This window comes from Parabacteroides sp. AM58-2XD, from assembly GCF_003463685.1.
GTDB classification, from domain to species: domain Bacteria; phylum Bacteroidota; class Bacteroidia; order Bacteroidales; family Tannerellaceae; genus Parabacteroides; species Parabacteroides segnis.
The window spans coordinates 1-13,192 of the sequence record NZ_QSDP01000037.1 but is presented as its reverse complement, the minus strand read 5'-3'; the positions used below and the strand labels follow the sequence as shown (position 1 = coordinate 13,192).

10 protein-coding genes, 3 tRNA genes and 1 pseudogene are annotated in these 13,192 nt (G+C 45.1%); 2 read left to right on the top strand and 12 right to left on the bottom strand.

What is annotated here, in order from left to right; all coding sequences use genetic code 11:
* Positions 1-3 precede the first annotated feature (3 nt).
* The 6 genes and pseudogenes from DXA15_RS10885 to DXA15_RS10860 form a co-directional block, all read right to left on the bottom strand.
* A complete protein-coding gene (locus DXA15_RS10885) occupies positions 4-1,776 on the bottom strand; it encodes a gamma-glutamyl-gamma-aminobutyrate hydrolase family protein (protein WP_128134027.1) in 1,773 nt (590 codons plus the stop codon).
* 93 nt (positions 1,777-1,869) lie between these two features.
* Positions 1,870-3,824, bottom strand: a pseudogene (gene gyrB / locus DXA15_RS10880) (DNA topoisomerase (ATP-hydrolyzing) subunit B).
* Positions 3,825-4,011: 187 nt separating this feature from the next.
* Positions 4,012-4,083, bottom strand: a tRNA-Glu gene (locus DXA15_RS10875).
* Positions 4,084-4,145: 62 nt separating this feature from the next.
* A complete protein-coding gene (gene rpsT, locus DXA15_RS10870) occupies positions 4,146-4,400 on the bottom strand; it encodes a 30S ribosomal protein S20 (RefSeq protein ID WP_007655189.1) in 255 nt (84 codons plus the stop codon).
* Between the two features lie 42 nt (positions 4,401-4,442).
* Positions 4,443-4,514, bottom strand: a tRNA-Glu gene (locus tag DXA15_RS10865).
* A 132-nt stretch (positions 4,515-4,646) separates the two neighbouring features.
* Positions 4,647-5,036, bottom strand: a complete 390-nt coding sequence (locus tag DXA15_RS10860) for a DUF2721 domain-containing protein (RefSeq protein WP_007655188.1) — start codon at positions 5,034-5,036, stop codon at positions 4,647-4,649.
* Between the two features lie 89 nt (positions 5,037-5,125).
* Between DXA15_RS10860 and recO the strand changes: the two genes are divergently transcribed.
* Both recO and DXA15_RS10850 read left to right on the top strand, forming a co-directional pair.
* Complete coding sequence (gene recO / locus DXA15_RS10855; protein ID WP_007655187.1) at positions 5,126-5,851, top strand: DNA repair protein RecO; 726 nt, start codon at positions 5,126-5,128, stop codon at positions 5,849-5,851.
* Between the two features lie 70 nt (positions 5,852-5,921).
* Positions 5,922-5,992, top strand: a tRNA-Arg gene (locus DXA15_RS10850).
* Between the two features lie 15 nt (positions 5,993-6,007).
* Here DXA15_RS10850 and DXA15_RS10845 read toward each other — a convergent pair.
* The 6 genes from DXA15_RS10845 to DXA15_RS10825 all read right to left on the bottom strand — a co-directional run bounded on the left by DXA15_RS10845 (position 6,008) and on the right by DXA15_RS10825 (position 13,068).
* A complete protein-coding gene (locus DXA15_RS10845; protein ID WP_128134026.1) occupies positions 6,008-6,856 on the bottom strand; it encodes a Bro-N domain-containing protein in 849 nt (282 codons plus the stop codon).
* A gap of 183 nt (positions 6,857-7,039) precedes the next feature.
* On the bottom strand, positions 7,040-9,190 hold the full coding sequence (locus DXA15_RS10840) for a hypothetical protein (RefSeq protein ID WP_128134025.1): 2,151 nt from the start codon (positions 9,188-9,190) through the stop codon (positions 7,040-7,042).
* Between the two features lie 12 nt (positions 9,191-9,202).
* Positions 9,203-9,406, bottom strand: a complete 204-nt coding sequence (locus DXA15_RS26330; RefSeq protein ID WP_233567169.1) for a hypothetical protein — start codon at positions 9,404-9,406, stop codon at positions 9,203-9,205.
* On the bottom strand, positions 9,379-11,187 hold the full coding sequence (locus DXA15_RS10835) for a fimbrial protein (RefSeq protein WP_233567167.1): 1,809 nt from the start codon (positions 11,185-11,187) through the stop codon (positions 9,379-9,381). Before DXA15_RS10835 ends, DXA15_RS26330 begins: the two co-directional genes overlap by 28 nt.
* A gap of 15 nt (positions 11,188-11,202) precedes the next feature.
* Positions 11,203-12,648, bottom strand: a complete 1,446-nt coding sequence (locus DXA15_RS10830; RefSeq protein ID WP_128134024.1) for a DUF4906 domain-containing protein — start codon at positions 12,646-12,648, stop codon at positions 11,203-11,205.
* Positions 12,649-12,660: 12 nt separating this feature from the next.
* A complete protein-coding gene (locus DXA15_RS10825; RefSeq protein WP_233567166.1) occupies positions 12,661-13,068 on the bottom strand; it encodes a FimB/Mfa2 family fimbrial subunit in 408 nt (135 codons plus the stop codon).
* Between the last annotated feature and the right edge of the window lie 124 nt (positions 13,069-13,192).

Genomic DNA, 13,192 nt, shown 5'->3' with positions numbered 1-13,192 from the left:
TTATCATCCGTTATAGGCCGACTGCACACGTGACATGACACGCAGCAGGTTGCCTCCCCATATCTTTGCAATATCATTCTCTTTGTAGCCGTCTTTCAGAAGGCGCAGGGTGATATTGATAAGTTCGTTACTTGCCCGGCATCCGATCAGTTCGCCGTCGCCGTCGAAATCGGAGCCGATACCCACATGGTTGATACCGATCAGGTCCACTATATGATTAATGTGGCGTATGGCATCGGTAAGCGATGCTTTTTCAGCATCTTCATTGATGAAGCCTTTATAAAGGCATACTTGTACTACGCCTTGTTTTTCGGCCAGTGCTTTCAGTTGCTCATCTGTCAGATTGCGCGGATGGTTGCACAGGGCGCGTGCCGAAGAATGTGAAGCGATGATCGGTTGTGTACTGACTTCCAATGCGTCGTAGAAGGTACTTTCGGCAGCGTGCGACACATCTACCAGGATGCCCAGCCGGTTCATTTCGGCAACCACTTCTTTTCCGAAAGGACTTAGTCCGCCCCATTCTGCTTCTCCGCGGGCAGAGTCGCATATGTCGTTGTTCCCGTTGTGGCAAAGCGTGATATAGCTGACGCCCAGTTCTTTGAAACGGGCTATGTTTCGAATATCTTTACCTATGGCATAACCGTTTTCCAAACCCAGCATGATCGCTTTCTTGCCGGCATCTTTCGTTACCCATACTTCCTGTGAAGTCCGGGCGATGTTCATTCTGCCGCGGTTAATTTCCATTTGGCGATGAATTTCGTTCAGCCGGTTCATGGCAAAATCGGTTGCCTGCTGCAATGATTCGTCATCCCGTTTGCCTTGCGGGATATAAGCGACCATGATCGCAGCGTCGACCATTCCTTCTTCCATCAGTGGCAGGTTTACTTTGCCTCCCTCTTTCAATCCGATATTGAACTGGCCGGGGAAGATCATCGGTGTGTCCGTATGAGAATCGAGTATGACGTTCCGGCTATGGATGCGTTTTGCTTCCTTAAACAGGCGAGCCGTTTCCATATGATGTCTGAACAGTTCGAGCATAAGTTCGTCGTCGTTGGCTGCCATTGCTTCGGGATGCCATTGCACGCTGAAGATCTCTTTTTCGGGATGCTCCATGGCCTCGTTGATACCATCCGGGGCAACTGCCGTTTCTTTAAATTCGGGTGCGATATCTTTGACTGCCTGATGATGGAAAGAGTTGACGAATATATCCGGTTCTTTCTTTAACAGATCGAACAGGCGCGAAGAAGTATCGGTGATCCGTACGGAATGGGAAGCCTGTTCGCGCGGCATCGTCTGGCTGTGCTTGAACAACCTGGCTTCGTGTTGCGAATGGATATCCTGGTACACGGAACCGCCGAAGACTACGTTGATAAGCTGGTGGCCGCGGCAAATACCCATGACAGGTAACTGGCGGTTAGTTGCCAGCCTGAGCAAGATCAGGTCGAACTCGTCGCGGAAAGTATCCACGTCCTGTAATTGCGGAACGGGTTCCTCCCCGACATAAAGCGGGTTGATATCTCCGCCGCCGCTCATCAGCAGTCCGTCCAGTCCGGATACGATTGCCGTAAGTGCTTCCATATCCGTAATGACAGGGATCAGCACCGGTGCGCCTCCTGCTTTCACTACGGATTGCACATAGGTATCGGCTATACAGGAAAGTCCGTCTTTCCGGTTTGAAGATATTCCTATGCGGGGAGGCTGAAGTTTTTCTTTTTTCGGACTGAAATTGTCAACTTCCCTGAATAAGGCTTCTAAACTCGGACGACGGACTTGCATAATTGAAAATTATAAATTGAAAATTGAATATTAATATATTGAAAATGAGAGTTGAAGTGATTGTTTAATTTTCAATTCTCAATTTTCAATTAACTATGCGTCAATATTTGCGTAAGTTGCATTCTCTTCGATAAACTCGCGGCGCGGACCTACTTCTTCACCCATTAACATGGCAAAGATCTGGTCTGCTTCTGCTGCGCTGTCGATCGTGATCTGCTTCAACGTACGGTTTTCAGGATTCATGGTCGTATCCCATAACTGGTGGTCGTTCATTTCTCCCAAACCTTTGTATCGTTGTGTATGGATCTGGTTCTCGTTACCTCCACCATATTTATCGATGAATGCCTGGCGTTGTTGTTCAGTCCAGCAGTATTCTTCGACTTTGCCTTTCTTACAGAGGTAAAGGGGAGGAGTCGCCAGATAAACATATCCGTTTTCGATCAGGGCACGCATTCTGCGGAAGAAGAAAGTAAGAATCAATGTGGCAATGTGGCTTCCGTCCACGTCGCATCGGTCATGATGATTACCTTGTGGTAGCGGAGCTTGCTCAGATTCAATTCCTTCGGATCTTCCTCTGTACCAATAGTAACACCCATTGCACGGAAGATGTTCTGGATTTCTTCACTTTCGAATACTTTGTGGTCCATTGCCTTTTCTACGTTCAGGATCTTACCACGAAGCGGCAGGATAGCCTGAAATACACGGTCGCGGCCCTGTTTAGCCGTACCGCCTGCCGAGTCCCCTTCGACCAGGAATAATTCGCAGATTGCAGCGTCTTTCGAAGAACAGTCGGCCAGTTTACCGGGCAGACCGCCACCAGTCATCGGCGATTTGCGCTGAACCAGTTCACGTGCTTTACGTGCAGCCTGACGTGCTTGTGCTGCCAGAACAACCTTTTCTACAATTATTTTGGCTTCTTTCGGATGCTCTTCCAGATAGTAAGTAAGTGCTTCTCCGATGGCCTGGTCTACGGCACCGGTCACTTCACTGTTACCCAGTTTTGTTTTTGTCTGTCCTTCAAACTGCGGTTCGGCCACTTTGATAGAGATAACGGCTGTCAGACCTTCGCGGAAGTCATCGCCCTGGATCTCTACTTTTGCTTTTTCCAGCAACTTGGAGTCTTCAGCATATTTCTTCAGTGTACGTGTCAGACCACGACGGAAACCGGCGAGGTGCGTACCACCTTCAATCGTATTAATATCATTTACATAGGAGAACACGCTTTCGTTGAAAGATGTGTTGTATGTCATGGCTACTTCAACAGGAATACCCTGCTTTTCTGTAACGATATGGATAACGTCAGGAATCAGGGATTCTTTGGAACGGTCTACGTAACGGACGAACTCTTTCAATCCTTCTTCCGAGCGAAATACTTCCGACTTATAAGAACCGTCTTCTTTCGTTACACGCTTGTCCGTCAATGTCAGGCTGATACCTGCATTCAGGAAAGCAAGTTCGCGTAAGCGGGTAGCCAATATATCGTATTTGTATTCAGTAACAGTAAAGATACTGCCGTCCGGTTTGAAAGAGATAGTCGTTCCGGTCGTATCGGCTGTACCGACAACTTCTACACCGTGCAACGGTTTACCACAAGAGAATTCCTGCATATGGATTTTACCTTCACGGCGGACTTCTGCTTTCAGGTAAGTGGAAAGTGCGTTTACGCAGGAAACACCCACACCGTGCAGACCTCCGGATACCTTATAGGTACCTTTGTCAAATTTACCACCGGCGTGTAGAACGGTTAATACTACTTCCAGGGCAGATTTGCCTTCTTTCTCATGAATACCTACCGGTATGCCACGGCCGTCGTCTGTTACTGTGATAGAGTTATCTTCGTTTATAACTACGTCGATCTGGGAACAAAATCCGGCTAGTGCTTCGTCAATAGAGTTGTCAACAACTTCATACACCAGATGGTGCAGACCTTTTTCGCTAGTGTCGCCAATGTACATGGACGGCCTTTTTCGTACTGCTTCTAACCCTTCAAGTACCTGAATACTGTCCGCAGAGTATTCTCCGGAAGTATTCTTCATTTCTTCACTCATGAGTTTCTATCCTTTAAAATCACTAAATTTCTATATATCTAAAAATGCTAACAAATGTAGTGAAAATAATTGACTTAGATGGTACAAATGTAGTGAAAATAGCAAAAAAAGCAGGGTGGAGAAAGTGTGATGGGAGGTATAAAAACAAAGCAGTCGGATCACAATTGATCCGACTGCTTCTGTAAAGTAGCCCATAGGGGAATCGAACCCCTCTTTCAAGAATGAAAATCTTGCGTCCTAACCGATAGACGAATGGGCCATCTGGGTTAAAAAAGCCGGGCGTTAAAGTCCGGCTCATACTATATAAGTATAACCTATTCCTTATGCAAGTTTGTTAACGTGCTTTGTCAATTTGGATTTCAGGTTGCCAGCTTTATTCTTGTGAATAACGTTTTTCTTAGCAAGCTTATCCAACATAGAGCACACCTTCGGTAACAGAGCCTGAGCTTCGTTTTTGTCTTCAGTAGCACGCAAAACACGCATTGCATTTCTAGCAGTTTTTGCATGATATCTGTTCTGCAAACGTCTTGCGTTAGTCTGTCTGATCCTTTTGATTGATGACTTGTGATTTGCCATTTCTTAGCTATTCTTTATTGAATTTTTTAATCTTGTTTATTGTAGCCCATAGGGGAATCGAACCCCTCTTTCAAGAATGAAAATCTTGCGTCCTAACCGATAGACGAATGGGCCATCATGTCAAAGTTCTCACTTTCAGCGCTCTGGGATTGTTGATTTCCCGATTGCGAGTGCAAAGATAGATGTTCTCCCTGAACTACCAAAACATTTCAAGGGAAAATTTGATAGATATTCTCGTTTTAACTTCTATTTAGAACTTATATCCTGTAAATGTATTTCGAGAGCCTTGACGGAAATGTTTATTTCCCAGATACATACGCATAGGGAAGCGGCCAGCAGCAGCAGTGCGACACCGAATATCCAGGCAGCAATGATTTGCCATGAAATATAGATAAAGAACATGGAAATTACGCAAAGGAGCAGACTGAGTATCCCGAGTATCTGCATCGAACGGGTCAGGTAAAGCCGTTTGCGGAGGTTTGCAATCTGTGCAATATCTTTCGGGTCGTGTGTCTGCTGGTGTTTTTCTTTCAATGTGCGGACCACGCTGGCGTACGACAGGAAACGGTTGGTGTAGGCCAGTAATATTAATGATATGGCTGAAAACAAAAGCGACGGGGTAGTAAGATCTAACATAACTCAAATGTATTTATAGTATTATAACCTGCAAATATCGTAAATAGTTTGTTGTTTTGTATCTTTGTATCCGATAAAGAACGGAAGATATGTTATGTAAAACACGCGGGATCGTCCTGCATGCCATCCCCTATAACGATAAGTACTCTATTATATATATGTATACGGAGGCGTTCGGTCGTACTTCTTATCTGGTGGCGCGCAGCCGTGGAAAGAAGTCGCCTGTTTCCAGAGCGCTGTTTATGCCCCTTTCGGTTTTAGAGATGGAGGTGGAGCATCTGAATAAACGTGACCTGCACCGGATTCGTGAGACGAAGTTGTGTTATCCGTTAACTGAAGTTTTTTGTAATCCGGTCAAGAATGTGCTGGCGCTTTTCCTGGCGGAAGTATTGTTCCGGGTGGTAAAGGATACGGAGCCTGACCAGCGGCTGTTCGATTATTTATATGAATCCATTCACTTGTTGGAGTATGCCGATAAGGGAGTGGCAAATTTCCATCTGGTGTTCCTGCTCCGCCTGCTTCATTATATGGGGATTTATCCGAATGCCGATTCGTATTCGACGGGTTGTTATTTCGATATGCAGAACGGTGTCTTTGTGGATCGCATTCCTATGCACCGGCATTATCTGAACCGGGAAGAGAGTCAGGTCTTTGCTCGCCTCTTGAAAATCAGCTTTGAGAATATGTCGTTGTATTCTTTTTCCCGTCAGGACAGGGTCGGAGTTATCAACCGTATCGTTGAATATTATCGCCTGCATCTGCCCGACTTCCCGGAGATAAAATCCCTCTCCGTGATGCAAAGTCTCTTTGATTGATCAGATTACTGCCTGAATACTTGCCAGTTTGCAGAAAAGATTATACTTTTGCCCCACTTTATATAAAGTTGCCCTGTAGTTCAACGGATAGAATAGATGTTTCCTAAACATTAGATAGCAGTTCGATTCTGCTCGGGGGTACAAAAGACCATACTTTTAGGAAGTATGGTCTTTTTTGTTTTCTTTGTTCAATCCGAGTGTCGTTTTTGCATTGAGGGGTGAAACGACGGAATGTCCCAGTTGACTTTCTAGTTGTTCACGGGCAACTTGGGCAACTTTTCCTCCCTGGTGTGCTATGTTTGCATGTTCCTGAAATTCTTTGGGGTACTTTTCTTTTGACAAATCTGTTGTTGCCGCTTCTGCTAGCATATTGAGAACAAGTTCCGTATTTGTCATATTATCCCGTAGATTCTCTTTTTTCAATCCTTTGAATTGTTTGTACTCTTTGGCTGTTTTTCCAGCCCACGTTTTATAGATAATATCAGTAAGTGTTGCGAATTGTATGCCTTCCTGTAAATTGTGTTTCTTCCATTCATCGGTTAGGTCCTTGCGGATTTCGATGGATTTTAATCGTTGGTTTATCCAGCTATCGGAATATCCGAGACGTTTATAATCCATCATAGCTTGTTCGATGGACAGTTCTGGGTCCTGCATCTGATCTAATCGTTCTTTGGCAATTTGGGCTATCCAAAGTTTGAATGGTTCGGCTTTGGGAGAAGGTATAGATTGGATAAGGCGAAAAAGTTGTTCGGTAGTCGCTACATCTGTCAATCTCATTTTACCATCAAGTGAAGGCATTTTCAACTGGCTACAATTTGTAGCCGTTTCATTGCCTTCTTTTCTAAGCCTTGTCTTTAATACGCTCCAATACTTGCGGGGATTATCACTTTCCGTTAGGACTGCTATCACATCGATTATTGAAAAGTACCATTCTTCAGTTTCGTCATCCCAGAGGGTACGGACTTTCTTTTCCTCAAAAATTTTGATTGCTTCTTTTTTTGTCATAGTCTGTTTTGTAAGTGGTTGCTAAATGGAATATTTATTTATGTGGACAAAAATAGATTAAATAATTCATATAGTAAAGAAATTGTGAATTAAAATATAGAAGGACCATACTCTGCAAATATGCTTGTACAGTCCTTCTCTCACTTAACCAGTAATGAAAATCCATCCCGGATTTTCTCCCTTTTATTGATATAAATTTAAACGCATTCCTGTAAGCAGTTCTCCTACTGTAAATGAACCGGTATAACCGTAACAGGTTATTGTGACCGTATCCGAAAGTTTGTTGCCGGATTTTACGGTGATGTTATACATACTACTCCTGTTGGTTGTGAAATTATTGATAATACTAGTGTTGGAAGATGTTGCGGAACGACTCTGGAGTGTGTATGTCAGTCCGTTATAGACGGCACGCAATTCTCCCGAAACACCGATATTGGCAGCCAAGTAATTGTCAACCGCAATAGTAGCCTTACTGAATCCCGGAGCACTGATGACTACTTGTTCACGGCTGTCAGGTTGGACCGATTTGAACAGAACGGTCTGCTCTCCGGCCGGTGCCGTGTTGTAAGTATAGCTATACCCACCGTCGACAGCATTCCAGCCGGCCTGTGATGTAGTCAGATTCTTTGTCGCTATAAATACTGTCAGCGGATATCTGGGAGGATAGTCCGGATATTCGGGAATGGTAAACTTCACGGTTGCGGAATTACCAGTTCCGTAAGTTACCATGTTATTTCCATTGACAGATACTCCTTCAAGCTGACGCGATATCAGTTTGACTTCAGCCGTTTTGAAATAGTCGTTCTCTATCGTTATTGTCTCGTTGCTGTTGTCCAAGCTTGTTTTAAAACTCAGTTCTTTAATGCCGGGGCTGTATACCCAGTATACATATTTATAGACGCCGTCCTCGAATGCTATTTCCAGGTTCTTATTCGGTTCTACCGGATACAGGTACTTTGTCGTCACTTCACATTTCAAAGGATACAGATAGTTTGGAATAACATCCGGTATGCGGAATGATAAAGTCATATCCTGATCCTTGCCGGTATATAACTCAGGAGATAAGGTGGCCGGGTCGAAACTGTATAATGTACTGGAAGTAACAGTGATTATACGGGATAGTTCCCCCGCCTTCACCAATAGGGTCGCTTCATTCTGGCCGGCTGAAACTTTGGCGACACGGGCTGTGATATTCCCGTTACCGTCGTACGACAGGCTGCTGATGATGCTACCTTTGTCTTCCTGTACCGAGACACTGATCTTGCTATCGTTCGGCACTTCGTTTTCCGTATAATGTGCTGTAACATTCAGCGTGCCACCCTGTGTGAACAGGAAATTCAGCCTGCTTACCGTCAGCCGGTTATTGTCGCTGTCGGAGATAGAAGGAGAATCCTTGAAGACTTCGGCATAGATGTTATTGGATACTTCCGAATTTTTGGCATCCGCAAAAGTCGTACTACCATTAGCCTGATTACTGAATGAATTGATTATGACTTTATACTGAAAGTTTCTGACGATCGTATAAGGTTTTTTATCGGTGTCCAGGAACTGTATTTTGTAATACAGTTCCGGACCTCCTCCTTCCAGGTGGCCTTTGATAATAAGATAAGACTGGTCGTTGAAGTAGTTAGGATTCTCGAACATATATTTGGCTTCCAGGTTGCAGTCCGCATCGCTCTGGCTTGTTTTAGAGAGTGTACCCGGAGGTAATGTGGTGGCATTATCCTGTATGATGAACGGATTTGGAGTCATCTCCGGCATAAACGGCACAACAGTACCGCTGGTTGCCATATTGCCGAGCGCATAACCGGTAACCGTAAAGTTGGATGCTTCGTTTTGCACTGTCACTTTTGCCTGGTTACGGAAAAGCGTCACTGTTACAGGTGAAGAAGACGGAGTAACTTCGCTTCTTCCCCAGAAAACCATTTTATTGCCATATAAAGAAGGCATTACTTCCTTTTCATCTTTTTGCAGGGAAGCATTGTCGTTGAAGGAAGACCAGTTGTCGTAGTTGGCTACCACATGGATGATCCCTGTTTCTTCGGGTACTTCCGCTTTAAAAGAACCGCTACCTACACCGTCCACCTCCCCGCTGTTCAGTTCGGTTGCTTGAACACGTTCAAGGAACAGTCCGTTCCGGTCGAACGCCAGCAGCCAGACGTCCGAGAGGTTGTTTTCGAAAGAGGCGGCACGTGTGGCAATCTTGTATTCCGGGATGTTTACCGATACCCGCAAAAGCTCTTTGCCCGGTTTCGTTGCTTTCTCCACTTCAAGTTCATCCTGACAGGCGAACAATGCAAGTGAAGCCATTAAATATATGATAACATTTTTCATAACATTTCTATTTTAGAATTTAACATCCCTGACACAACGAACTGACGAGTGCAGTGCATTGAAAGAATTTGTATTACCCACTCTGGGGTCCATGAACTGTACGGCAGAACTGGCCCTGGCACTCCAGTACCAGCTACCTTCCAGAATCTTTTTTACTTCTGCCACCTTGATATTCTGAAGTACATCGATCAGATAGACCTCAGCCAGGGTAGGCATACGCCAGTCTGAATACCTCTCATTGGTGGTGGCATCGTTTTCCACATAGCTGCGCATTTATCCCTTGAGTTCGTATAGCTGTCTGCCGTTGTCACCCCGTGCTGGGATGCCAGCATAAGACGTGGCGATATACGGCGGTTGTTTTCTTCCGTATCGATGGTCTGGCCCTCGCTGTCTGTCAGCGGATTTCCTAATACGGCATTGTTTCTGATGTATTCCGTATATGATTTACCTAATGCGGGGTTGGCTGCATAGTGGGTGTATCCGCTTCCGAAGTCTTCGTCAAACTCATCCGGGTCGGGCAGGGAAGAGAAGTCGGCAACGAAAGAACCGATCACGAACATCTTATTATTGTTCTGCCCCTGGCTGCTGCCCGGTGCGTCGGCGGAAATATCAGAGCCTATATATAAGGCCGGATATTGTAAAACCGTTACTTTCTGTGTCAGGCCTACGCCGTTTTTTACGATGAAAGTGATCTCTTTGGCAACGAAGTTTTCCGGCAGTGTGCTGAGTATGACGATGTCACCGGTTTTTACCCCTTGCGAGCAACTGATAAGCACGCCTTCATCTCCGTTCGTAATCGCTTTGTCATTGACTGTGATATCGGTGATTTCAACATCAGGTGTGGATGACTGGAATGTTGTCGTATACTTGGTGCTGTTAGGCAATTTGATATCGGTGTTTTCTACATAGATAAAGTTGAAACCTTCCACTGCAACGATCACCTCTTTGGTTGTCCAGTCTTTTATCACATAATTGGCACTGATCTCGATTGCAGTCTCAGGAGTGGGTGATCCTGGCTGGTCTACCAGAACCGTTATGTCGTACAGGTGGTTGCGTTCCAATCTGTATATTGCATTACGTTCAGCCTCCTGTTCTTCGGACGGATTTGCCGTATCATCGACCGGAATACGGAAGTTGACAGGCACTTTATAATAGTTCTGTGCGTACTCCTTGCCATCAGGGCCTGTTGCCGGGATGTTAACTATCAGATAGGTTTCATTCTGTTTCTTCTGGCTCCAGTCGTTCGGATAGGAATAGACTACAATTTTATCTGTTCCCGTACCGGGTGTAAAACCTGACATGCTCTGTAACTGAGGAATAACCGGATTGCCGTTTTCCAGTACGGAGGTATTAGTTGCGTACTGGAACAGCTTTTTGCTGATGGTTCCGCCGACGAAAGCCGAGAAGCCATTCGTATAGGCTGTCGATACCCTGATTTTGGATGCAGCCCGTTTCAGTGCTACAGCAATTTCTTTGTTAACGATACGTCCGTCATTCAGGATATTGGCGGCAGTACCGTCCATCAGAAAACTGTCCTGTATTTTATCAGGATTCAATGCTGATACATTCAATGCCTTCAGGTCTGAGCGGCTAAGTCCGCCAGCCGGTATACTCCCGGAATAGTTGGATACCACATAAGTATTATAAGTTGCATTCTGGACAAACTGATCCTGCGTAGCATGCAGTGTTGCGGTATATTCCCCGCTTCCTGTCTGCTCCGGAGAAGGGGTGATATGCTCGTAGAAAGAACAAGTTTCCTGATCTTCCCTGTAAATGAAAACGTCCAGTGTCTTGATCAGGTTTTCATTCAGATCATTTTCTCCAACTTCTGTATCGGCCCGGGTGACAGCCGGTTGCGACAGGGATAGCCGGAGGGCTATCTTGCCGGAACCGGATACAGCCTCCGGCTGGTCCATCAGTTCCTCCTGGCTACAGGAAGAGAACAGCAGGACCAGTGCCGATATCAGTTGAATGATGTAGATATTATTTCGTTTCATAACCCTTTTCTCCTTTTATTTATATTCTGTTTGTGTGATCAGAATATCCGTGTCGTTGTTACCCGGCAGCGCCCGCTGTCCGTTGCTGCGGACCGGATTTATTTTTAACTTTTGCCCTTCGGCGGTGATATAGAGATAGACTTTCCTTTCCTGGCTGTTCCAGGGTCTGGAAGCTCCTACCTTGATTTCATATGTATTGTCGCCGGCAATCCCTTTCGATATGGCAAGTTTGCCATTGGTCGAACCTTCTGTTCCGAAAGTAAACTCCAGGCCGTTTGTCAGTGTCGCTGTCCAGACTGCTCCGGCCGGGGCCGTCAGTTTGAAGTTATAACTGGCATACGATGTACTGTTCTGTGATTCACCGTTCAGCACATAAGGATACTGTACGATTCCTGTTGCTGCTTCCGTGTTATTGGCACTGAAGCTGTAATCTCCTTCATTAACCACATGGCCGATCTGTGAGGATGATTTCGTCCACGGCAAAGTGGTTGTTTTAAGTATCAGCAGATTATCCGGATTATCAAGCATCGCGATAATGCGGTAGACCGTGTTGCGTTTCAGACTGTACTTATCGGTTGTTTGTCCGTTGTCGGTGATGTACCCCTTATACCGGTGGCTCACCCCGTCTATGTCTGCTGTTATCAACAGGTAAGGAGTAACGTTTGGATCAGGGTCTGCCGATGCAGCAATATTCTGGTAACTGTAAAAAGATTCCGTCGCATTGTTGGGAATAATTCCTGACATATCATCCGGCATGACTCCTAATACATTGTTGCTGCTGATCGTCCTGAGGTCATTTTGAGTTTCGACCGGCGATACCATGATCGTATTCTGATATTCACCCCGTGTGTTGGTTATCTGGTTGACCAGTTCGATGGACTTTAAAATAACCGTGTTGTTCTCTAACCTTCTGCTTTTGAACATATATACATCCAGGCGGGCAACGAGTCTTTCCATTGGAATAGTGGCATTTGTCACAAGACCATCGATTTGGACCATCTGCTTTCCGACCATCAACAGGTTTGTATCTTTAACCCCGTTCTTATTCGATATAGTCATCGTTTCCAGCTCCGGCAAGAGTTTGGAACCGTCGGGTATTATCGAATAAACTTTCTCTTCGTCGTTGTAATTGCCGATGGCATAGATGATTTTATCCTGCGGTGAGACCTGAATTGACCGGGTTAACTCGTCCACGTATTGCGGAGTGATAACCGGAATTAATTCCGAGTATTCGCATACGCCGTTTTCCTTGTTGAATATGTAAAGTGCCAGGCTGGAAAACTTGCCGTCGCCGCCTTTTATCAGGTCATCCGCTGTAGCGCGGGTAGAGATGGCCAGGTTTAGCCGGGCATTCATTTCCAAGCTTGTCTGTTCGACCTCTTGCTCGTCGCTACAGGATGTAACCAGCAGGGCGACAATGAAGAATCCTATTGACGCTATATAATTGTTATACCTTTTCATATTGTTTGTGGGCTATCCGAGGCCCGGTTTTATCACCTCTTCATCCCAGGGTAGAACTGTGACCGAGGTTCCATTGAAACGAAAACGGATTCCGACTGTGACTTCATTGATCCCGTCTACTGTGATCCGGTTGTCCTGCATAAAATCCTTTAGATTCAATGTGTATATTGTTTTATTTGTCTCTTTACTGACTAAGTTGATATAGATACCGTTATTGTTGTTGAACCGCAATACGTTGAATCTAGATTTAAAACCGGAGGTGTTTCCTTCTTTCTGTACAACCGGCTTGTACGAAACATTCTCCGATGAGAATGTTTTCGCAAAGTCGACTGTAGGACTCAGGTTACTGACCTCGATTTCGATCGGAGATGTACCGTCAGCCATGGCCATTTCTTCCAGCCCGTCCAGTTCTAAATACATTTTTATATGTGAACTCATTACTGTCCCGTAAAAGTGGATAAATAGTTCTTTGAAATAATTGAAATATAGTCTATTAGATACTACTTTTTAGGCGCGACGATTTGAAATCATACCTTTGAGGTCA